The sequence below is a fragment of the Xanthomonas sp. CFBP 8445 genome (genome assembly GCF_025666235.1).
GTDB classification, from domain to species: domain Bacteria; phylum Pseudomonadota; class Gammaproteobacteria; order Xanthomonadales; family Xanthomonadaceae; genus Xanthomonas_A; species Xanthomonas_A indica.
On record NZ_CP102594.1, the window covers coordinates 2,356,202 to 2,377,146 of the forward strand.

Sequence of the window (20,945 nt, forward strand, 5' to 3'; positions counted from 1 at the left end):
CGCCTCGAGTGTGGTCTGGCAAGTACTCACCCTCGCGGCCCTCGACTGCGTTTAAGACATAACTTGGAGGTCGTTCGATCAAGCTAATACGAGGCGAGTTGATTGGTGCCTCACTCTCTCCCAAAGCAAATCGCGCTTGAAGAAATTCCCGAGCCCTGTGAGGCAGGTCGCCCTTTGCATAGCCAGCGCAGCAAACAAGGCAGTGCCAAGGAATTGCTGCAGCCATGACCGAAGCGAGATCGTGCAATTCCCCGGCATCTTGAAGTGCGGACACGTGCTCTAGGGAAGCTAGCGAACAGCCGTATGATTCGGGCGCATATGGAAAGGAGCCACAAGGAACGCCGGGGCTGTTCGTTTGGGGCGCACTATGCGTATAGAAGCAATAAAGAGGCACCAGTCCATCACGAAAAGCCTCTGTCCTTATTCGGTCTAACTGATAGATCTTGGGCTTTCCACTCTTGTAGTGGAGGTGGGGAAACGTGTCAGTTGCTAAGTGGATAACTTTGGCCTGCACTCGCAAGCCCAGCCAGGCATTCCGTGAGCTATTTGTAAGCCACCACTCCCAGTCAGCCCCATTGACTCCCTCTCTGCGCTTACTAAAAGTTTTTGAATATATCTCGAGAGGGTGGCGGTCCTTCAACTCAAGAATATTAAGATCCGTAAACGTCTCCTCCATAGGCTGGTGACCTACACGACGCGCTTTGGAAAGCTGTGCATGGGTCGAAAATGCGAGGGAGCGGAACGTTTCACACAACGAGGTCGCCATCTCTTTTGCTCACGAGGTACAGCTCTAACTAGGGGCCCACTCAAACGAGCGCATCCGCTCAGCTGGACACGTCGCCCTCGAGCATCGGCAGCGGCTGGCTTGCGGCGGAACCGATCGGCAGTCGGGATTCCGCACCAGGCGTGACCACGATGACAGTGATGACCTCGTCCTTCAACGAGTTGATTTGAACGAACTTGAGGCCTGCCTTCTCGAACACGTAGGCCTTGAACAGCGGCGACAGACTGACGTTGTTTTTGCCGGCGGGAACGCTTTCCCCCATGCCCTCACGTCGGCGGGGCTCAACGCCGGCTCCGCCGCCGCCCTGGCGAACGGGCACAATCCGGCGGCCATCATGGCCACTCCAATCACTATCGCGGAGAAGGATTTCATCGTTCGTTCCTTGAAGGTGCGCCCCAGACGCTACTGCTGGGCCGAAGGAGCCGCAAGCGCCGCCCATAGGCGTAGAAAAACCGTCTACAGGATTGGACAAATGGATACCCTAAGTCTCGGCCAAGGCGCGCGCCCTGCACTCCTCCAGGGCCGCAATCATGATCGGCGCAAAGCAAAGGCCCCACATGCGGGGCCCGTGATCGTCAGCGCTTGATTGGAGGTTCTTGCCTCCGCCCCCAACCATGGTGGGTGAAACGGCCTAGATGACGGGATCACTTTGCCATGAGAAAGGCGAACCTGTGATCAGTTGAAGGCTGAGAGCAAGATCAGAAAAAACCTACGCACAAGCGCACGCATCGTTCTTTTTCTAATGAGCTGTCCCGGACCTTAAAAATTCCGCGAATCAAGTTCAATTGCCAGCGATAGTCCATCAAAATAGGAGGCCCTGATTTCCCGTCGCTGATCAACTCCGGACACCCTAAGACCACACCTCCTCGGATACTCCACATCATCCAGGTTGCCGATCATCCGGGATACTTCGGGAACCTTTCATTCGGATGACTGGCCTTCCACTGCTTATAAGCCACCGTACCCTCCCACGCCTTGAATGCCAAAGGAGTGCGTCCGCGGCCCGACCAAGTCTCCTGAGTATGGGGCAGCCAATACTTCGGGGTAATTTCCTTCTTGGTGTGGGCAGTGGCAGCCTTGCTGCTACGGCCAATGCTCCTAGCGCCGATGGCGATGGCCAGTTCGGCCTTTTGTTTCGGCGTGAAATAGTCGCTGTATTGGGACAGCAAACCTACAATTTCGGCTACAGCGTAGGCGGCCTGTTCTTGGCGGAGCGCTACTTCTTGTTCCTCAAGCTTGCGAAGCTCTTCTCGGATTTTAGATTTAGCGCTGAAGATGGTTGCAAGAGGTAGTTTTGTCATTCGTAATTTAATCCGCCAGCAACTCTAGTGGGCTTAATACGCCTTACCGGGAGTTTTCTTTACGGGCTTACCCTCGAATTCCGCTTTCTCAGCATTTGCACAGTCGTCTCTCCTCTGCGCCTTGCTAAGGTCTCGGCCGCAATCCGCGACCACTCTGCTCCGCTCCTCAGGATGGGCTTTGTAATAGTCCACATCTTGCGTAGGTCTGCTGCAGCCAACCGTGACCCCCACCCCCCAAATTGTGGCCACACTGAAGATGATTGCGCCTATTTTCATGCATCCCCCTATGAGATTGCGTATCCGGTCACGTTTTTGCCGGCTCTGTACCCTCTATCCTACAGATAGAGACTGCACGAGAGGAAGAGGTTTGTTCATGCTCATGAGACACCCCGCAACCCTGTTGTCTACGTGTCCCAAGAGCTGCTGTCTGTCCGCGCCATTTTTGCTGCCCGCCTCAAGCAGGCTCGGCAGCTGCGTGGGCTAAGCCAGAGAGCCTTGGGTGATCGTATGGGTCTGGGCAAGGAGAAGGGTTCCTCCCGAATAAACCGCTACGAGCGTCAGGTCACAGCCGTTGGATTCGACAACCTCGATAAACTGGCCGAAATCCTAGGAGTGCCCCCAGCATATCTTTTAGCGAGCACCCCAGAAATGGCTGATGCCATTCTGGAAATCGGCGCTTTGTCGCCAGATCAACAATCACAATTGGCGAAATGCTTACACAAAGTGTCAGAAGGTGTAGAGCCAAATATCGCACTCGCTCAGTGGGTTAGTTCGCTAGGCCACGAAAAATAAAATCTGCTTGGCGTTAGCGTTGGCCCGTGCGATCAAGGCTGCCACAGCAAATTAAGCTTGATTTTTATCATCAGACACGTTAGCTGAGTCGAGAGATTCGCTCAGTGCTTTTTGCAGCGCATTGATCAGCGCTTTCACTCCCTCTGGACTCAGTTCAACCTCAACGTTTCCTGTAACGTGATCATCTTCGAGTTCGTTGCATGCGCCCTCACCTTCTTTAAGTTCATTAACCGGATTGATAGACCAGACCTCTAGATTCACGCACCCTGCATGGATGTTTGAGATTTCGACGTAGCCCTGGCGATATTTGATCACATTAGTCATCAATCTAAATTTCACATTGTTATCCGTTAATTAATTTAACTGAAAAAATCACGAAGCAGATCCATCTATCTTCCGCCCTGCCGCACTATTGCACCAGTGATGGAGTTGCTCGCCCAGCTGTGCGCATCGATGCTGCTTGGGCTGGCGGCGACAAGAGTCACCTACGCCGGCCCCGCCTCGCCACAAGGACACCCCCGAGCATCGCCCCTACCCGTGGTCCTGCGCCTGAGCGCAATCGGCGTTCAAGCCATTCCCACGCCGCAGTGGGCCAGTCGGGAAGCGATTGCGAGGATGGGTCTCTCAAAGCCGTCCAGGCCCGGTACGCTCCGAGCAAAGCAGCCGCCCTGTCGAGCGGGCCGAGCGCACCAATCCGGGGCGGCCCTAGCGGACGGTAACAGCTTTGAGTTCTTGGCAATCGCCAACCCATCCCTTCAATGACCCATGCGAGCTCAGCGCTGGCGATTTTTGAAAAACCTGGACCCCAGTTTCGTCCGGACGCCAAAACCAGGTCGCGGCGAAGCCGAGCATCCTGTCGCTCGATTGTTCCTTGCCGCCATTGCTGGAGCCATTCGTATAAACCCTGGATCTCTTGATTCACAGTAACTGGCACGGGGTCATCGGCAGGGAAGTAGCACAAAAGCAACTGATGCCGGCTACAAGCGATAGTTCGTGCATCGAGCCAGTCCACCAGTACCGGATACCTAATTCCCTTGTCGACCGGGAGTACGCATCTGGGGCATGCAATTTGTCTCCATGTGCCCTCGATACGCCAAGCTGCTGGTATTAGCTCTATACGGTCTAACTCCGTAGGGAGCTTACCCCAGGCACTGCCATCGGACCGTCGCTCAGGTTCGCGGGGTGAGAAGCCACACCACTCTCTCCATTCAGACGGAGCAAGGCCCAGCCTCTGCCTTGTAGCTTCAAGCCACGAAAAGACGCTCTCACCTGGAAACGGAACGGCGGCGTCAGGCAAATCTTCAACCTTCATTGCCCTTGCCTTCTTCGCCTAGGCCAGCTTTCCAGCACTCGTCGAGCAATTCGATGGTGATTCGCTCCTGCCCCCTGGCATGCGCCATCCGGGCGGCACCGATCACCACCTCGAGGAGTCTGAACGTAACGCAGCAGTCATGAGCGGTGAGCCAGCGAATAACAGTCTTGCTGTCGAGATGCGAGGGACTCGGTAGGTTCAACTCAGCTTCTATACCGGCAAGAAACTGGCGGAACTCCATTGATTCACCCCAGACAGGTAGCTCGACCTTCTTGAAGCGTGAGGCCAGCTGCTCGTCCGCAGCTAGCACATTGACCATGTTCTTGGTTGTCGCAATACAGACCGTGATGCCCAAGTTACATATGGACTTGATCAACGCCAAGGTATATTGCTGGCCGGCCTTGCCCGCATTGAGGATGTGTCCAGCTTCGTCGATCAGCAGCTGCTTAACCCCTGAAGCATGAAGGACATCCGCGACCTGCTCATGGATGTTCTGGGCCTTACGAATCGGGTATCCAGGTAGACATGCATTAATGATGGACCGGCACATCTTCATGCAATTTCCGTCATAGGGGGCCTCAATTAAGATTGCCTCTCGGTATCTGGATCCGCTCGTTTCCCGCGCCGCTGACACCTGCGACATATAGTGATTTAGAAGTCTGCTCTTGCCGCTTCCGGCTGCGGCGACAATATGGAGGCACACAGGGCGGCTGCGCTTGTACTCACCTGCGCGCAGCCGGCTCAGTATCTTTAATATGCTTATAGAGGGCGAACTCAGTACAAATGGCAGGTCGCCTTCTAGATACGGGACCGCAACCGTGGACTCGGGAGCATTGGCGTTCTTCATTCCACTTCTCCCAGGCTTGCCCGAATGGGTTCCACCGGTGTTGTGTAGTCGACCTCGCCGTGCTTGTGCTGCCCTTGCCTAGGTTCTGGCAACCTGGCCACCTTCCGGCGTGCCCTCTTAGAGCTACTTGCCGCGTCGAGTAAGATGCTGCGTTGCAATTCCATTGCCTCGAAGAGTTCGCTCTCTGATGAAGCCCTTCGGCCCTCATTTTTAAGGTGCGCACGGATATCCCGAAGCTCCCATAGAGAGAAGGGTTCCCTTGAGCGATCCAGTAGCGGCACATCAAGATAGTCACTGCCGGCATACAAATAGACCTTGCTGAGGTCTCGTTGGCTGAAGTGGACCCTATGCTCGATTCCATCGTTTATGAACGGCGTAAGGGCTGGGTCCCAGTAGTGCAGCGAGTGCAGCTGGATACCTGTCCGCCCAATCTTTCTTCCAGTGGCAGGAAGAAACCCAAGAGTGAAGTCTCGAGGGTTCCCAATAATTGGGGGAAACCTAGTCACTCCCTGAGCGTTTGTCCAAGACTGTTCCCAAACCTGGGCTGGTGTACGGCCAGCCAAACCCCTATGCGGGCTGTTGTGATACACGCCAGCAATCTCCAACGCAAGCCATTGCTCAAGCTCGGTAAATGTGAGGATTGCTTTCTTCTCCGATTGATAGTCCCCTCGTTGCTTAGAGTTCGAGAACGTTGTGCCTGGCAGCAAGTGCACCGCACCCATCATCGTCCCAATGTAGCGCTCGATGTAAGCGCCATAGTGCGGGCGGCGAACCGGCCTAGGGCGCACTTCGATTCCGTACCGTTCGCATTGTGCAAGCAGCGATTTTGTCTTGAATGTCTTCGCGTTGTCCCAGGCAATCCGGGACATCTTACCGAACATCGGATAGGTAACCTTTTCCCTTAGTCCTAAGGAGTGGAGCCATTTCTCCTTGGGTAGACAGCTATGTTCCAGGGTGAGAGCCACTGACGTTTGATCGGGCGGGTCGAAGCTCATGTAGTAGCCAACAACACAACGAGTAAAAACATCGATCGCCAGGGTTATCCACGGGCGCCCGATGACTTGCCTGGTCAATGGGCTCACCACCATCAAATCAACCAACGCGTGGTCGATCTGCACGACTTCGAGCGGATATGTCGTTTCAAGTCCGCGTATGGAGGGGGACTGCTTTGCATGCGCCTCGTGGGACCCTTTCCGTTTGACGGCCACTTGGAGCGGATCACGCGCTTTTATCCGTGCACTAACAGCCGCGTAGCTTGGTGCTGGCACATCGGCTTGTTGTGCAAGTTGAGCGCATCTACGGACCACCGCCGAAACGGTGCTGCCTTCTCGTACCAGATAGACCTCATCTATAGCTGAAGCAATCAAGCTCTCTACCAACGGCGACAAAAATCTTGCGTTAGGTGTCGGGCCAGGCATGCTAGGCAACTGAGATGCAGGTAGCGGGTTATCGCAATGCAGCTTCCAACGACGGCGCACCGTCTTGGTCGAAACGCCGAACTTGGCAGCCAGGCTTTGGCACGTCGGCGCAAGTAGCTTGGAACCCTGCTCTTTGACCGCCCGGCCAAGGGCACGCGTCCATTCGCGTGCAGCTGCTTCCTGATCAGGATCGTTTTGGGACACGTGCCTGATCTTGCCTTTGACGGCGAGATGCTCGTAAGCAGAAAGTTCACCGATCCCAACCCATTGAAACTCGGCAGCACCTTCGGTCTTCACGTGGATCTTGTCCGGGGCTACGCAGTTGAGAATCCGTGAAAGCTTTCCCCCGCACATCACCAATTCACCCGGCTTTACGACCAGATCCCTAACTGGGCGCGAGGCCCTCATGTTCAAGCTCATCGTTGGGTCCTCAGACCCGACGCAATAGAAGCCCGCTCCCCCTGTTGACAGGGAAAGGGAAGTATGAAAGGCTAGCCCCAATCGGCGGATCATCCGGTTGTTCAGAAAGGTCAGGGCGCCAACCCTGGCCTTTCGTCGTTCTAGCCACAGGCATCCAAGTGCGTCAGGCCATAGTTCGCGTCTCCGCCGATTGACAGTCACCGCAGCATGCGGCGGCGCAGAATTAGCACGCGAAGAAGCGTCGCGCAATCGCAACGCATTGATCAGAAAAGGTATTTATAGTCTTTAGACTATCGTTTTGTTGTGCTCGCCGGGGCGCATTCGAACTAGTGCCGGACTGCGCGCGTCAGTCGAATGGCTCAAGCACCCCGCCCCGCTGGCGATCGCGTCCAGGAGGCGACTTTTCTCTTTAGATCGTGTCCTTGGGATCTTCCAACGACGCTCGCCCGTGAGCTGCTCTGGCGAAGTCCTTAAGCATCAACGACTTGGACGGAGACACGAACCAAAGCAATCCACAGTTGCAGATCCGCCACCACGCTGAGCAGTTCCGCACCGCCCGCATCACCCTCGGCCTGAGCATCCCCGACTGCGCCAAGCTCCTGCGCGTCAGCGTCCGGACGGTCTCCAACTGGGAGTCCGCTCGAGCTCGCATCCCCTATACCGCCTACAAGCTCATGCGCGTCCTCAGGGGCGGCAAGCTGCTCGGTCCCGACTGGACCGGCTTCCAGGTGCGCGGCAACGTCCTGGCAACGCCTGAGGGCCGTGAGCTGCGCTCCAGCGACCTGGTGTGGTGGTCGCTCCTGATCCTGCAGGCGCAGGAGTTTCGCAACATCATGGCCAAGCGCCGCGGCGTGTTGCCCACCCATGTGGCCACTGCTATGGTCGGTCACTGCCGCGCGCCGGCGTGGGTCTTCAAGCCGTCCGTGTCTACGCCTTGTCGGCAGAGTGTCGACACATCCGGGGACTTTTCACCGGTCCGGCTGGTGGATACGCAGGCAACCTGTACTACCGCACCAGCACAGTTCCCACACCTTCCCCGGCACGCGCCGGTTGGCCCGAGCAGTAACACGGGCCAAAAGTCTCAGGACCTGGCTCTGCGGAGGACCGCATGAGCGACCAGGCTCCCGCGCCGTCCCGCAAGACCGCGCCCAACGTTCGCTTGGTCGACCCGCTCAAGACCCAGGCCGCAGCCAAGGCCAAGGATCTGGGTATCTCGCTCAACGCCTTGGTCGCCCTTGCTGTCCGTCAGTACCTCGATGCTCAGGCAGTTGCTCTCTCCCAGTCGTGTGCCCATGACGCGCTGGCTCAGATCCTCTCCGCCGGTCTAGACCAGGAGCTGCCTTCGCCCCTGGCCCAGCGGCGTGTGCCACGACTGCCTGCAGCGTCAGCGTCTGGCGGGCGTGGCGCACGCCTGCCTACCAAGAGCGCCAAGCGTACCGGTCTTCGCCGTCGGCATGGATCGAAGCTTCAAACCTTCCTCACCTGCCCTGCTCGCTTCGCTCCTACCGGCATCATTGGCGCCTCTTTCCACCATGAGTACCTCATGGCAGAGAGCTACTCTGACCGACTGTGGAACTCCAAAGGAGGCTCATCTGCTGTCTGGCGCGATGTTCTCCGCAACGGCAAGCCTCTCTGATTTCGTCACGCGTCACTGAAAGGGGGAACCATGCATCCGCGCACCCGATTTCGCGCTCGTCGTGAGCGCCGCCTACGTAACTTCCGCTTTGCTTGCTTTGGCCTGTATCGCTCGGTCACTTTCCCCGTGACGAAGCCCCGCATGTGGCTCATGTGCAAGTACCTGCGTGTCTTCTTCGCCCTTTACTATTCCGGCCGTCCTGATCTTGCTCTGAGGTTTGGTCGTGTCTGGCCTGGCCAGCTTGCAGCAGTGCTTTCCTCACTCAATCAGCGCGGCGATCATCGGCTTGGAATAGTTCTGTGAGGCGTCACGTAATTATCTGATCTGGGGTGCGGGGGCACCCCGCGCAAACATTTTGAGATCTACCAGCCCGCCGTCATGTTTGGCGCGGGCATTTTCTTTCCCTTTGCATCGGCAAAAAGCTCGCGCCCTGAGTGCTGCTTTTAATTTCTCCTGCAGCAAACTGCGGTGCCGATCGACAAGGTGCCTGATCTATTTTCATGATGCGTCACGAAATAATCTCAGGAAGTTTTTGCATGTGTCGACACTTTCATTTACGATCAGCCAGGAATAAGGATTAACTCATGCGACGTATAATGAACCGAGATACATTATGCGAAATTGGACATGTCCCCGGACGGGGGCGCGGCCGGCCATCCCCGTCGCAGATTGTCAGTTTCTTTAGTTGGTGTCCTTTTCGCTTGGATCGTGCCCCCGCTTGATTTCAAAGGCTTTTTCCCTATCCACGGACACGATCCAAGCGAAGCCCCAGCCGTGCGCCATCTGTTGGCGCGAGCTCGACGCCCTCGTGGCCACCTGCGACGACTCCCTGGAGGGGCTGCGCGATCGCGCCCTGCTCTACTTCGCGTTCGCCAGCGGCGGGCACCGACGCAGCGAGGTGGCGGCGGCGGACTTGCCCGACCTGCATAAGCAGGACGCGCGGACCTACGTCTACCACCTGCACCACAGCAAAACCCAGTAGGCCGGCCCCACGGCCACCTCGTCACCGGACAAGCCGCTGCTCGGCGTGGCGGCCGAGGCCATGGCGGCCTGGTTGACGGCCAGCGGGCTGACCGAAGGGCTGATTTTCCGGCGCCTGTGGGGGGCACGGATCGGTGCCGGCCTGTCGGACAAGGCCGTGGCCCTGATCATCCAGCGCCGCGCGAAGCGGGCCGGTCTCGAAGGCGATTTCGGCGGGCACAGTCCGTGCTCGGGCTTCATTACCGAGGGCGGTCGTCAGGGCGTCGCCCTGCCCGCCCTAATGCAATTGACCGGGCACCAGTCGGTAGCGGCGGCGATCGGGTATTTCCAGGCCGGTGGGGTCAGCGACAACCCGGCGGCGCGCTTGCTTGACAGTGTAAACAGCCCGGCCGATGACTGAGGACGTGCGCAGCTCGAACGAACGACACGCCTAGCTCATTGCGCGGGTGACGATCAACATGGCGTCCACGGCCGCCGTTTTGCACTTGTCGTGCCCCTCGATCTGGGCAAGAAGGGCCGCATCGTCCAAGTCGGCACTAGCATCGACTCTCATCAAAATTGCCGTAGTGTCATTGACCTTTTTCGAAGAGAGAGGAGTTCCTGACTCCGTCTTAACCTTGAGGCCGCGGACCAGTCCGGATACCAAGTCAGGCTTTTTGGCGTCCGCCACGCCACTGGCATAAGCCAAAAGCGCTCGGGCGTCAGCGACAGAAAACTGGAGCCTCCATTCTTTGTTATCGATTTGCCAGGCACTCGCCTCGCGGGGCGAGGCCATCTGCTGTTTGATCCAGCCTGTAGCCTGCTTGTGGTAGACCGACACGGCATAGCGATAGATCTTGGGCATACGGATCTGGGCCACGCGTGAGGCTTGCGACACGTATTTTGCCAAGACCGCATAGGCTGCGTCGTTTCGAAGTTGTCCCACCCACTCGTAGTCCTCGAGCGTGTCCAATAGCGTGGCCATGGAGGGTGTGAAGGGCTGACGCAGGCCCCACTGAAGCGTAAAAAACTCGTCGGAGTCCAGATCGTCGCAGTAGTAGGGCGAGTCAAACATTTTTTCGCCTGCTGCAACTCGATCTACGGGAAGTTTTCGGCCTTGAACGAACAGGTAATGGACATCCTCCACGTCCGAAAGCTTTTCGGACTGAATGTCGCAAGCTTGCGTCAGGTTGACGAAGTGACGCTTCGCGCCGCCCCTCTCGCGCAATACAGTGCCGAAGCGGATATAGCGCTTCATCCAGGTCAGGTGGGCTGCCGTACGTGTCAGCGACGTCCCGGCTGCCGGAGGTGGTGCAGGCACTTCCCCTTCCACGGGGCCAGGCGACGCGGCTGCAGCTTCATCCGCACCTGCAGCCCCTGCGTTCGCAGACATTGCCTCTTGGCCGGCAATGCCGTCAGCGACGACAGCATTACCCTGCCCTTCGGCCGCAGCCACCTCCACCGGTGCAGTTGACCCCGTCTCGGGCGCAGCTGTCGCTGTGGCGAGGACAGCATTGGTCGTCGCAGCCGCTGTGATCGGCCCGTCGATCTTGGGCGGGCGGCCCGGGGGCTCCCACCACGGCCGTCGGTGCCAGACCACATCACTCATCAAGCTTCGAATCGCCCGTTGGGCGTGACGCACTTCAACGCCTTGATCGATGGTCGGCGCGATGGTGCCCTGCGCCTCATTGAGTGCCAATCTCAGCGCATCGATTTCTTTGAACGGAAAACTATGCTCTTCGGCCTCCGCGCTGATCCGCCGCGATAGGACGTCGGCAAGATATTCCTCGATCTTCATCGAGTCGCGCTTCGCAGTGGTCGCAAGCAGGGCAAACGCACTGGCATCTAGGTCGTACAGCCGGAGGATCATCTGCTCGGCCGCTACCTTCAAGCTATGCTCCCAAGCCCCGACGAAACGCTCGATCGGCGCCACCAACCCACGCTCCGCGGCCAACTGCCGCAGGGCGCGTAGCCATTTCTCCTTCACATCCTCGTCGGCGTCGGGATTTGCCGCCACCGGCTTCGCCAGGATGCGAAACCGCGAGGCCGAAATCTTGCATTTATCTCGGATCCCCTCGAAATGACCGCGAATTGCGTCGATGTCGGATGACATCAGGATGACCAACAAGGGATGTTCGCGGTTCGCGTGGTCCTGCTTGAACTGCCTAATGAGCTCGTAGGTAGCCTGCGGATCGTTGTCCACCAGAAAGTAATCCACGACCAGCAGATCGTACCGATCCGCTTCCGGGAGGTCTTTCACCTCGGCCCACTCGTCGATCTCAACTCCATTTGCGGTAAGCCAGCCTTTGACCTTATCCAAAGGCACATGCATGTCATCGCGGTGTTGTACCGCGCGATCGAAGGCATCGCGCAGGACGACATGCGCCTGCGCACGTATCTCTGGATCTTTCAGCGCCTCGAGTCGCTCGTTCGCGTTGGCATGCGGGCGGCCCATGCATTCCAGTACATCGTCGAGCGCAAAGGTGTAATCATGATCCGGGTCGGCAAGCACTTGGGAGATGACGACACCATCGCCGTGCTGATCGAGGGTCGTCATGTCGACAACCCGAGACAGATCGTCGTCCACGATCAGAATGCGATTGATGTTGGCGCTCCGGAAAACCTCGGTCAAGCTCATTTGTCTGCACCCGGCAGTTCCAGAATGAACGTACGCAACTGGCCGTCGTCACCGCCGTTCGGATCCAAGTACAGCTTGCCTCCATGGTATTCGGCCACCTCACGCGCCAGGTACAAGCCGTACCCCTTGCCCTTCGCCCGCAATGTGAAGCCGGGCAAGAAGATTCGCTCGCGATCGGTTGACACCACCCCAGGCCCATTGTCGGTCACGCTGATAGTGTTTGCCTTTGCGTCAATCTCGATTTCGATCAGGCCACGTTCGGTGGTGTCCTTGCGCTGGCCGATCCAATAGACGGAGTTGCTGATCAGGTTCTCCAAGGCCAGGCTGAGGAAGCCGGGCACCATGCGGACCTTCGCCGTGGCGCCTTTCGGGGTGACCTTGATATCGAAATCGATTTCGTGACGCGTGAAACGCGCCGCATAGCCATTGAGGATCGTTTCGGTAAGTTTGACGACCTCGATATCGCGCTTAACGTGGCGAGCACCCGGCATAAGCGGATCAAGCTGGCGCAGCCGCGTATTGATTGCGCGAATCTCTTCCTCAAGTTTATTGAGAAGCGCCCGAGTGTCCTCATCCGCGTCCTGCGCCAGTTCGAGCATCAGTTTTCGCGTCTGAGCGGTGGTACGGGTTAGTTCGTGCATAACGCCGTGCATGACGTTGCCGATTCCCGCTAGTTCCAGGATGTCCTCACGCCCTTCGCTGGCCTTCTCGATCGCCGTCTCAAACTTCGTCACCTGGGTGCTAATGAAATGCAGATGCTCGTCCAACGAGTTAACCGTTGTGCGCAGGTTCTTGGGCACCTCAGATTTGAGCGATGCCAGTTCTTGCTTGGCAAGCGTCAGGCGATCGTTCAAGGTCGAAGTGCCCTCGTTGACCAGGTTCTCCAGTTCCTGACGCTTGATCGCCTCGTCGTTGGCTTCAACCAATGAGCGCAAAGGGGCAATCGCATACTTCAGTAGCATCAGCTTGAGTAATTCGGCCTCAGGTGTGGTCACCAGCCCTTCGCGGTTGGTTAGGTCGATCAGCTGCGGATTGCCTTTGTGTGTGATTTCGAGCGCGCCCACGACCTGGATGCGGTTGACAATGTAACCGCTCCCGCGCAACGCCTTGTGGTCCAAGCCTAGCCAGTCACCATCGCGCTCGGAACCCGTAAAGCCAACGCGGAACCCGTCTCGGTAGATGGCGATTCCACCGGACCAGATATCCAATTCGGGACGAATGATGGCTTCCCAGTCCTTTGATTTTCTGCGCATCGACCGGCGATTGAATCGCATGATGTGCAGCTTAAAAGGGCCAATGGCCTTGAGTTCTTCCAGGGTTACGCCACCGGGCAGCAGGCTGTTTCCGACGATCCCGGCGCTGCGCGTTTGGACATCCGCCGAGTCATCATCCGGTGCGAGCTTGAGACTGACGGTGAGGATCTCGTCTTTGGCGTCTTTGACGTTCTGGGGATAAAAATCCAGAAGGAGATGCTGATCGGCCAAGTTCCTGACTTCATCGGCCAGAGGCGGAAAGGCGATTGGGGGCAGGTCATTGACGCTGATGCTGATGCGGAAGCGACGGGCCTTGGAGAAGGGACTACGCAGCCGACGAACAAAAGATTGCAGTTCCTTGAGCGGCTCTCCGCCCATGACCCAGTCGCTGCGCAGCGCAAAAATACGAACGATTGTTCCGGCCGGTGCCTCCGATGGACGCGGAATCCGATGCACCTCCACCGGCACATCAGCGATTTGCAGCTTCGCGTTGTCAAACAACCGCCAGTCGAACTCCACCGCCGAGGCGCGAGAGGCATTGGTGACCCAGGTTTCCACATGTGCGCGTTCGCCAAGGCGCATCATGGCCAAGCGACCGATGCCCTTGTTACCCAAATACTCGTCGATGTTAGCTGGTGGGGTGGAGCCCACCTTGAAGTCCGTCCCCACGGTAAGGAACACCGGCAGGATCTTGTCTTCGGCGATACCGCACCCGGTGTCTTGGACCTCGATGAAGTTCATTTCCTCAAGGAGGCGCACCGCATCTAACGCCGTCCGGGCATGACCAAGTCGAGCTAGGACCTGATCGAAATGCGCGCTGGTCGCCGCTGCGGCCTCGCGCTGTTGAGCGGCAATCTTTAGTTGCTCGATTACATCTTTCAAATGCTGCGGCAGGGAGCCGGTGCTGTTCCGCACCTGTTGGGCGAGGCGCTGAAGCAATGCGCTAGGAACCGGGCAAACCAGTCGAACCTTGACCGTGGGTGAGCCGGCATCGAAGGAGTTCTTGAGCAACTCGTTGATTGCAATCTCATCGGAGGTGATGAGTTCACGCCCCAGATGCAGCAGCGTGCGGGCGGCTACGCGAAAGCCGGTGCCGTTGGCTGTAACTGTCCGGCGCTTGCGTGCCGGCGGCTGCTTCTTCTTCGATTTTGCCATCCCCCGCTCCCTCCCTGATATATCGAGTGGCCGTATGCCCAGCCGTGTGCCACGTTAGGTCATGCCGACACGCGAAAGTGCTGTCGTACTGTCTGACGTCGCTTGCGCTTGGACACGCCCTACGACGTTCACCAACCGTTTTCCCGCTTCCTCCGCTTGTTCCAATTGACTCGGGCGGCCAAAGCTGAAACGAATTACTTGGCTCGCTTGGGTTTCGTCCAATCCTAATGCCCGCAGGACATGGGAGGCTCGAAGCTCGCCCGATGCGCAGGCAGCACCGCTTGATGCAGAAAGCCAAGGTAACAAACGTCCCAAGACGTCATCGGCCTCCACGCCGGGAATGCGAATGCTCACATGACCTGGTAGGCGTCGGACCGGATCGCCCAACACCGTGTAGGCCAGACCTTGCGTATCAAGGGCATCCAGGAAAGTGCGTGCCAGGCATTCCAGGTGAAGGCGATGCTGATCAGCTGTACGGCGCGCCAACTCGGCGGCCTTGCCGAATCCAACTGCGAGGAACGGCGCCACCGTGCCGGACCGAAGACCTTGCTCTTGGCCGCCGCCATGCAGCAAAGGACGCAGCTCGGGCAGTATGCGAGGATCGACGTACAGAGCACCAATCCCCGCGGGGCCGTACATCTTGTGACTGGAAAGACAAAGCAAGTCGATCTCGTCGTCAATCACCGACAGCGAAATATGACCGGCTGTTTGCGAGGCATCGACATGCAGATAGTGTCCGTACTCATGGGCGATACCAGCCAGCGCTGCGATGTCCTGGACGGTACCAATCTCGTTGTTGCCGTGCCCCACCGCCACTAATCCCGGCCGGCGATCATCCATGGCCAACTTATCGGCGAGTGCGGAAGGAAGCACATGCCCCTGATCGTCGACTTCGAGCATGTTCACTTCGGTGCCGTCGCGATTGAGCGCTCGCGCTGGCTCTAATAGCGATTTGTGCTCGACACCGCTCAACCACAGCCGAGTCCGATGCAGACTCAATAGGCCCTTCAGCGCCAGGTTGTTGGCCTCCGTGGCCCCAGAGGTGAAGACTACCCCATCCGGATCGCCCCCTATCAGCGTCGCAATGGCAGCCCGTGCTTCTTCGACCGCCCGTGCGGCGCGTTGACCGTGCCAATGATCAGCATGTGGATTGGCGTGTTGGCCCCTAAGCCACGGCAGCATGGCATCGACGACTTCCTCCGCGGGCGGTGCGGATGCAGCGAAATCGAGATATATCGGCTCCGATCGGGCGGATTGGTCCGTCATTTGTGGCACACCAAACACGCCTTGCCGCCCGAGAAAATGTCCTCCATCTCCACGCCGTCGCCCTGCTCTACCGGTCGCAGAGGATTGGGACGAACTTTCGCCCTGGCGCGGGCCTTCCGCAGCTCGTATTCGCGTTCGATTGCCGCCACTCGGGCCGGTTGCTCCAGTTCCACGAGCGATTCGCGATCGCTCCAGGTAAACGGAGACCCATGTTCAAGCGCACTTTTCTCGTAGCGCTTGGCTTCTTCAAATCGATCCGGATGCTGTTGCTTTAGACGAACCCATTCAATCTTCTGCTGGAAGAAGCAGAACGTGCATCCGCTGCGCGACCGCCAATCGTAGTACTTAGGCAGCCCAACTCCGGCACCGTGCAGTAGTTCCAAGACGCCTGCGTGGTCGACGCCCGCATCTCGGAAAGGCAGGTGGACATTCAGATTTTCATGGCCCGAGTCATAGCCTTCGCGATGAGACTCATCCGAACGGATTGCAACATAGCTGTGAACGCGGTCGCCCGCCTCCAGCCAAGGTTTTATCCAGTTACGGAAAGGAACGAGCTTCAGTTGTCGCGTGCACCAGCGAGTCTTAACCGAGGGAAGGAAGTGACCGTATTCCCGCAACCAGAAATCGAAGTCTCGCTGAGGATTCAGGCGCAGGATCGGCTTTCCCAGGAAGCCCTCCAGACTGCCGAGAAACTCGTAGACCTCCGGCAATTCTTTGCCCGTGTCGGTGAAGAAGTACTGGAGATCCAGCTCCGGATAATGTAGACGCATGTAGACAGCCAGCGCCGCACTGTCTTTGCCACCGGAGATGCCGAGCACATGCCTGTCAGCCACGGCCCACCTCCTCCGCCTGCAGTTCTTCCAGCACCATCGCACCCGCTTCAACCAAGGCCGCAAGCAATAGATCCGGCTTCACGCCCTTGGCGCGAAGGGGACCGATCAGGTCGTCGCGCATACGCGTGATGGCCGGGCTGTCGGCCTCCGCGACGTCGATCGTCGCCGAGACCGTGTCGTGCCCGCCGAACACCACGGCCAATGCCCGTCGTCCGGCAGGCCGGCCTTGCACCGAGGCCAATGCTTCAATGCGACGGAATTCGAACGCCCACTGCGAAAGCTGCACCGCCGCGTGATCCAGGTCGTTGTCACTGAACTCTCGCGCCGGCTTGTTTACGGCCAGTGCAGCCAGGCTTTCGATGTCTTCATCCGTTCCGCTGTAGGCCATAAGCCTGCCGGCAAACGCCTCCAGCTTCAGGTCGCCACTGATGCCGCGCACCGCTTGGGCGCGAGCTTGCAGTTTGGTTAAGGGACCGACGTGGTCGATCCGATCGAGCATCTTGGCTTCCAATGCCTTCAAGGCACGGGGATAGGCTTGGGTCAACTCTTCGACGATCCGGCCCACTTCGGCGACCAGTGCCTTGCCATTGCGCCCGGTGCCCAGGACTTCGGGCAGGTCCACAAAGAGGGTTTTGACCGGGTCGGATGCACGAACCAGCAGCGTACGTGTATCGCGGGCCAGTTCGCCAACTCTAGTCGTTCTCTGCGTCCATTGAGGAAGCGACAACGTCCAGGCCACGAGCGCCCGCGCAGAATCCAGAGGATCGGCGGACACGGGGCGCTGCACGGCGTCTTCTAGGCGTGCGGACAGCAGCGTCAGCATCTGCTTGGCGGACGCATCCATACGCACCCACTTCCAGCCGATACGCGAGGGATCTTGGAGCCACTCGTCCACGTCGGCATCGGTAAGATTTGGGCAGAACACGCCGTCGACGTAGACGGCGATTTCGCTGCGATGCGCCAGGAGAAACGCCAACGCCAGAATGGGCAGCACGCCATTCTTCACGCCGTACGGGATCTGCCGGGCGGTGTCATACCACTCGTCCAGGGAGATCGCCCCTTCCGCATCGATCAACTGTTGTCGCCAGTGCTTCCACAGCGTCGTGAGCGACTCGGCGCCGGGTGAGTCCAAAGCGTTATCCGGCGAAGCAAAGACGCCCCGCCCTTTCACAGTGCGATGCAAGCCCAACGCGGCCAGGATGGTGTAGTAGAGGCCGGCGTCCGCGGGGTAGCCCGAGTAGTCCAGTTCCGGGCTATCCCCATGGGACAACATCCGATGCATCAGCAGACGTTGCGCCTTGGCCGCGTTAGATGACAGCACATCACGGTTGACCAATTCGCTGAAGATATGCGGTGCGTGTTTGAAGACCGCGTCGCAGACGCGGCTTGCCGTCGGCGACAGGCCCTCATCGGCGCTGGGGTGATAGTGCTTGCCCGCGCTGAACCATGTCGCCGCGGCAAACGCATCGCGCAGGGCCGCCTCGAGATCTCCCCGCAGCTGCTGCAGTCTTGCATTGATCTCGCGCCGCGCCACGCTATCGTTTTCCAATGACGGCGTGGACTCCGCAACGTGATCCAGGGCCGCGAGCTCACTGGCATATTCGGCCAGACGGTGGTGCCCCTTGGGCACACCGAACAGACCCAATCCATCGACGGCTTGTTTCGCCAGATCGCGCGCCGTCTGCTCGAGTTGCTCGGCGGAAGTTTCCTCGTCGGGCACAAGTAGGACAAAGCGTCCGGTTTGTGAGCGATTACGTTGGCCCGTGAGATTCATCGCGCCACGCGGCGTGGTCACGGTGCGCTCGAACCAGCGGAGGGTACCGGTTTTGGAATAGTGTTTGCGCGCCGTCAGTGGCGGGAGCACCCCCAGGCGCTTAAGCTGGTCGTCGATGCTCTGACTGCGTTCGCGCTTGGCTGCATCCACGGCAGCATCGATGTCAAAGTCGCTGCCGGCGTAGATAGCCCAAGCTTCGTTGTGCTTGCGGTAGATCGCAATGCTGGCGGTAGCCAGATCCCGCAAGGCAGATTGAATTTCCTTGGGTGAGTAATCGCCGACCGAACGCTCCAGGACCTCATTGCTCGCGGCCAGCCCCGATCCATTTCGGAACAACTCGATCAAGGCGATGGTTTTGGCCAGTGATACGTGAGGCTCACGAAAGCGGGCTTCCACGCGTTCAATGGCCTCGGCACTGGTCGCCCAACGGTGGCCATCGGCAGAGGCCAGGATGGCTGGTTCGAAGTTCGCCCGCAGGTAGTCCCAAAAGCGCGCCGGCTGGTAGTAGTCGATCGACTTGCGGGTGTGACCGGCCAAAAACTCGCGGAATCCCAGTGGTTCGGCCGAGCTCAGGAAACCGAATACGCTGCGTTCGTTCTGGCCAAAACGCCGACGCGAGCAAGGCCCCAGCAGCGCTGCGGTCACCGGGTGGAGCGGCCAACAACGATCCAGGGCATCGGCGAGTGTTGCCGGCGAGGCCGGCCGTCGGCGTTGAATGGCCTTGGCAATGACCTGCGCAACCGCTTTGCTGGCGCCATGGGCTTCTTCAGTCTGGATCGCCCCACCAATCAGAGCGATGACTTCATCGGTCCCGGCGACTACCGGAACATCGACAAAGCGTCCTTGGACCTTGGCCCACTCTGATTGGACACTGCGCCCGGAGCGGGTGGCGTACTGGTCGAAGGCCTGATGTAGGACGCCCACGACGACGAGCTTGCCGCTGCTACGGCTGGCCGCTTCCGCGAGTTCCTGGAAGACGTAGATGTCCTCGCCTGCCGCGGCGGCGGCTTCAAGGAGCTTGCCCATCTCATCCAGCACCAGCAATACGCCTCCGTGCTCATTCGATCCTGCTCGCCGGACGAGTTCGGCGACCACGTCGCGACGGCCATTGCGCAGGCGCTTGGGACCCCGCTGCGGGGCATGCTTATCGATCGCTTGGCCAATCGCTTCTTCGATGGTCTGCCTGCGTCCTACCACAGGCACGACCAGCCACGGCTTCTTGCTACCGAAAGCCTTCCAGATTTCGTCCTCGTTCTCGATCAGCAGCGCCTGCTTGGCACGCTTCCGGATTGCGGGCGTTCCGCCGGCCAATTGGGCCAAGGCGAGCGCGAGAGTCGATTTGCCGCCACCATAAGGCCCCGTCCAAGTGAAAGCTCGCTGCTGCGACTCGTTGAGGTGGCGGGCCACGATCGACAGTGCATTGCGCGGGCTTGCTTGGCAGATATAGCCATCAAGCGCGTCCTCACGCCCCAGATCCGACTCCAGCTGCACGGAGCGTTGGAATCGGGAGGTGACATAGATGCGAAGGTCAGCGTTACTTGCCATACGCATGCCTCAGTAGCCGCTGCCTGAGGGCATCTGGAGATTCCTTGAACACCAGACTGACTTGGCGCACTCCGGCTGTATCACTCCAGCGCAATTGGCCTTCTGAAATATCTTCGAGACCGACCAGACGGTCGCCTACGGAGTTTTCGTCGAGTTTGAAGACGCGGCCGGGCGCACCGAATTCATGGGCGATGGTTTCGAACGAAAGCGTGGCTTGGCCAGAACCGTCGGCGCGTTGCTTGGCTTCCCAGAATTCCAGCAACGCCAGTGCGAATAGCCCGTCCGGCAATGATGATTGTGGTCCTCGCCGGAAGCGAAATGTCCCCGTTGGCCCTTCGGCGAGGAGTCCGAGATCGGCAAGCAAAGGCTCCGCGGCGTCATCGGCCGCACGCCCATCACGCCGCGCCACATAGCAGCGCACGCACACATCGACATCGCGTTTGAGTGTCACTCGAGACACCCTGTGCCCGCCCTGTGCGGCCGCATGCGTCAATGAATCGGCTACCGTGTCGGCATCGAACGTTTGCTGCGTGATGCGATTGAAGACCCACCACCATGTCGTGGAGCGCATGGCACGACCGGCGAGGAGCCAATGCACCCACCATGCGCTTGCCGGCTTCTCCAGGTACGGGTCTAGGCCGCGGCTGCCGAACAGCGCTCGCCCTACTCCACCGACCCCCAATTTTCCTACGGGCTGCTCTTCGAGCACGTCACAGGCCAAGGCCCAATGCCGGATGGCGGCGACCATGTTTTTGCCGACCCCGAATCGTCGAATGCCATTTTCCGGGACGAACGCCGATTTGGCGTTGTCCGCATAGTCCGAGTGTGTCGCGGCCTCGTAGGCCTTACGCAACCACAGTTGGCGTAGGGGAAAAGTCTCGTGACCGGAAAATTGAATACTGTCTGGGAGGGAGGACGTTGCCATGGTCAGAGTCTACTGGCGGACCCCGCCAGTAGACAATGATCTCACTGGTGAATGCCGCCAGTTCACTCGCGCCCCTTGATCCAAGG

14 protein-coding genes and 1 pseudogene are annotated in these 20,945 nt (G+C 58.8%); 4 read left to right on the forward strand and 11 right to left on the reverse strand.

All coding sequences use genetic code 11. The features are described from left to right. Positions 1-824 precede the first annotated feature (824 nt). Both NUG21_RS10005 and NUG21_RS10010 read right to left on the reverse strand, forming a co-directional pair. Entirely contained in the window at positions 825-1,046 is a 222-nt protein-coding gene (locus NUG21_RS10005; RefSeq protein WP_019797490.1) for a hypothetical protein, read from the reverse strand. 634 nt (positions 1,047-1,680) lie between these two features. Continuing rightward, positions 1,681-2,085 (reverse strand): H-NS histone family protein, encoded by a 405-nt coding sequence (locus NUG21_RS10010; RefSeq protein WP_263392960.1) that lies wholly within the window; start codon positions 2,083-2,085, stop codon positions 1,681-1,683. A 408-nt stretch (positions 2,086-2,493) separates the two neighbouring features. Between NUG21_RS10010 and NUG21_RS10015 the strand changes: the two genes are divergently transcribed. After that, a complete protein-coding gene (locus NUG21_RS10015; RefSeq protein WP_317852479.1) occupies positions 2,494-2,877 on the forward strand; it encodes a helix-turn-helix domain-containing protein in 384 nt (127 codons plus the stop codon). Positions 2,878-2,928: 51 nt separating this feature from the next. On the opposite strand, the gene NUG21_RS10020 is transcribed toward NUG21_RS10015, so the two are convergent. The 3 genes from NUG21_RS10020 to NUG21_RS10030 form a co-directional block, all read right to left on the reverse strand. After that, positions 2,929-3,216, reverse strand: a complete 288-nt coding sequence (locus tag NUG21_RS10020) for a hypothetical protein (protein ID WP_263392961.1) — start codon at positions 3,214-3,216, stop codon at positions 2,929-2,931. Between the two features lie 962 nt (positions 3,217-4,178). Beyond that, positions 4,179-5,036 carry a TniB family NTP-binding protein gene (locus NUG21_RS10025; RefSeq protein ID WP_263392962.1) on the reverse strand — a complete coding sequence of 286 codons (858 nt, stop codon included), beginning with the start codon at positions 5,034-5,036 and terminating at the stop codon, positions 4,179-4,181. Beyond that, the gene (locus tag NUG21_RS10030) at positions 5,033-6,874 is read right to left on the reverse strand and encodes a TnsB C-terminal domain-containing protein (protein WP_263392963.1); all 1,842 of its coding nucleotides are present in this window, start codon (positions 6,872-6,874) and stop codon (positions 5,033-5,035) included. Before NUG21_RS10030 ends, NUG21_RS10025 begins: the two co-directional genes overlap by 4 nt. A gap of 485 nt (positions 6,875-7,359) precedes the next feature. Between NUG21_RS10030 and NUG21_RS10035 the strand changes: the two genes are divergently transcribed. The 3 genes and pseudogenes from NUG21_RS10035 to NUG21_RS10045 all read left to right on the forward strand — a co-directional run. Beyond that, a complete protein-coding gene (locus NUG21_RS10035; protein ID WP_263392964.1) occupies positions 7,360-7,986 on the forward strand; it encodes a VC1465 family Xer recombination activation factor in 627 nt (208 codons plus the stop codon). After that, complete coding sequence (locus tag NUG21_RS10040) at positions 7,983-8,510, forward strand: hypothetical protein (RefSeq protein ID WP_263392965.1); 528 nt, start codon at positions 7,983-7,985, stop codon at positions 8,508-8,510. The genes NUG21_RS10035 and NUG21_RS10040 overlap by 4 nt, the downstream gene beginning before the upstream one ends. Positions 8,511-9,303: 793 nt before the next feature. Further along, a pseudogene (locus NUG21_RS10045) lies at positions 9,304-9,891 on the forward strand (site-specific integrase); the annotation flags it as partial. Positions 9,892-9,921: 30 nt separating this feature from the next. On the opposite strand, the gene NUG21_RS10050 reads toward NUG21_RS10045, so the two are convergent. The 6 genes from NUG21_RS10050 to NUG21_RS10075 are packed head-to-tail and all read right to left on the reverse strand — an operon-like array spanning position 9,922 to position 20,859. After that, entirely contained in the window at positions 9,922-12,108 is a 2,187-nt protein-coding gene (locus NUG21_RS10050) for a hypothetical protein (RefSeq protein ID WP_263392966.1), read from the reverse strand. Next, on the reverse strand, positions 12,105-14,516 hold the full coding sequence (locus NUG21_RS10055; RefSeq protein WP_263392967.1) for a sensor histidine kinase: 2,412 nt from the start codon (positions 14,514-14,516) through the stop codon (positions 12,105-12,107). The genes NUG21_RS10050 and NUG21_RS10055 overlap by 4 nt, the downstream gene beginning before the upstream one ends. Before the next feature lie 54 nt (positions 14,517-14,570). Beyond that, positions 14,571-15,782 carry a cysteine desulfurase family protein gene (locus NUG21_RS10060; protein WP_263392968.1) on the reverse strand — a complete coding sequence of 404 codons (1,212 nt, stop codon included), beginning with the start codon at positions 15,780-15,782 and terminating at the stop codon, positions 14,571-14,573. After that, positions 15,779-16,615, reverse strand: coding sequence for a phosphoadenosine phosphosulfate reductase domain-containing protein (locus NUG21_RS10065; RefSeq protein ID WP_263392969.1), 837 nt, complete (start codon positions 16,613-16,615; stop codon positions 15,779-15,781). Before NUG21_RS10065 ends, NUG21_RS10060 begins: the two co-directional genes overlap by 4 nt. Beyond that, positions 16,608-19,934, reverse strand: a complete 3,327-nt coding sequence (locus NUG21_RS10070; protein ID WP_263392970.1) for a hypothetical protein — start codon at positions 19,932-19,934, stop codon at positions 16,608-16,610. The genes NUG21_RS10065 and NUG21_RS10070 overlap by 8 nt, the downstream gene beginning before the upstream one ends. Then, on the reverse strand, positions 19,924-20,859 hold the full coding sequence (locus NUG21_RS10075; protein ID WP_263392971.1) for a DUF4007 family protein: 936 nt from the start codon (positions 20,857-20,859) through the stop codon (positions 19,924-19,926). Before NUG21_RS10075 ends, NUG21_RS10070 begins: the two co-directional genes overlap by 11 nt. Between the last annotated feature and the right edge of the window lie 86 nt (positions 20,860-20,945).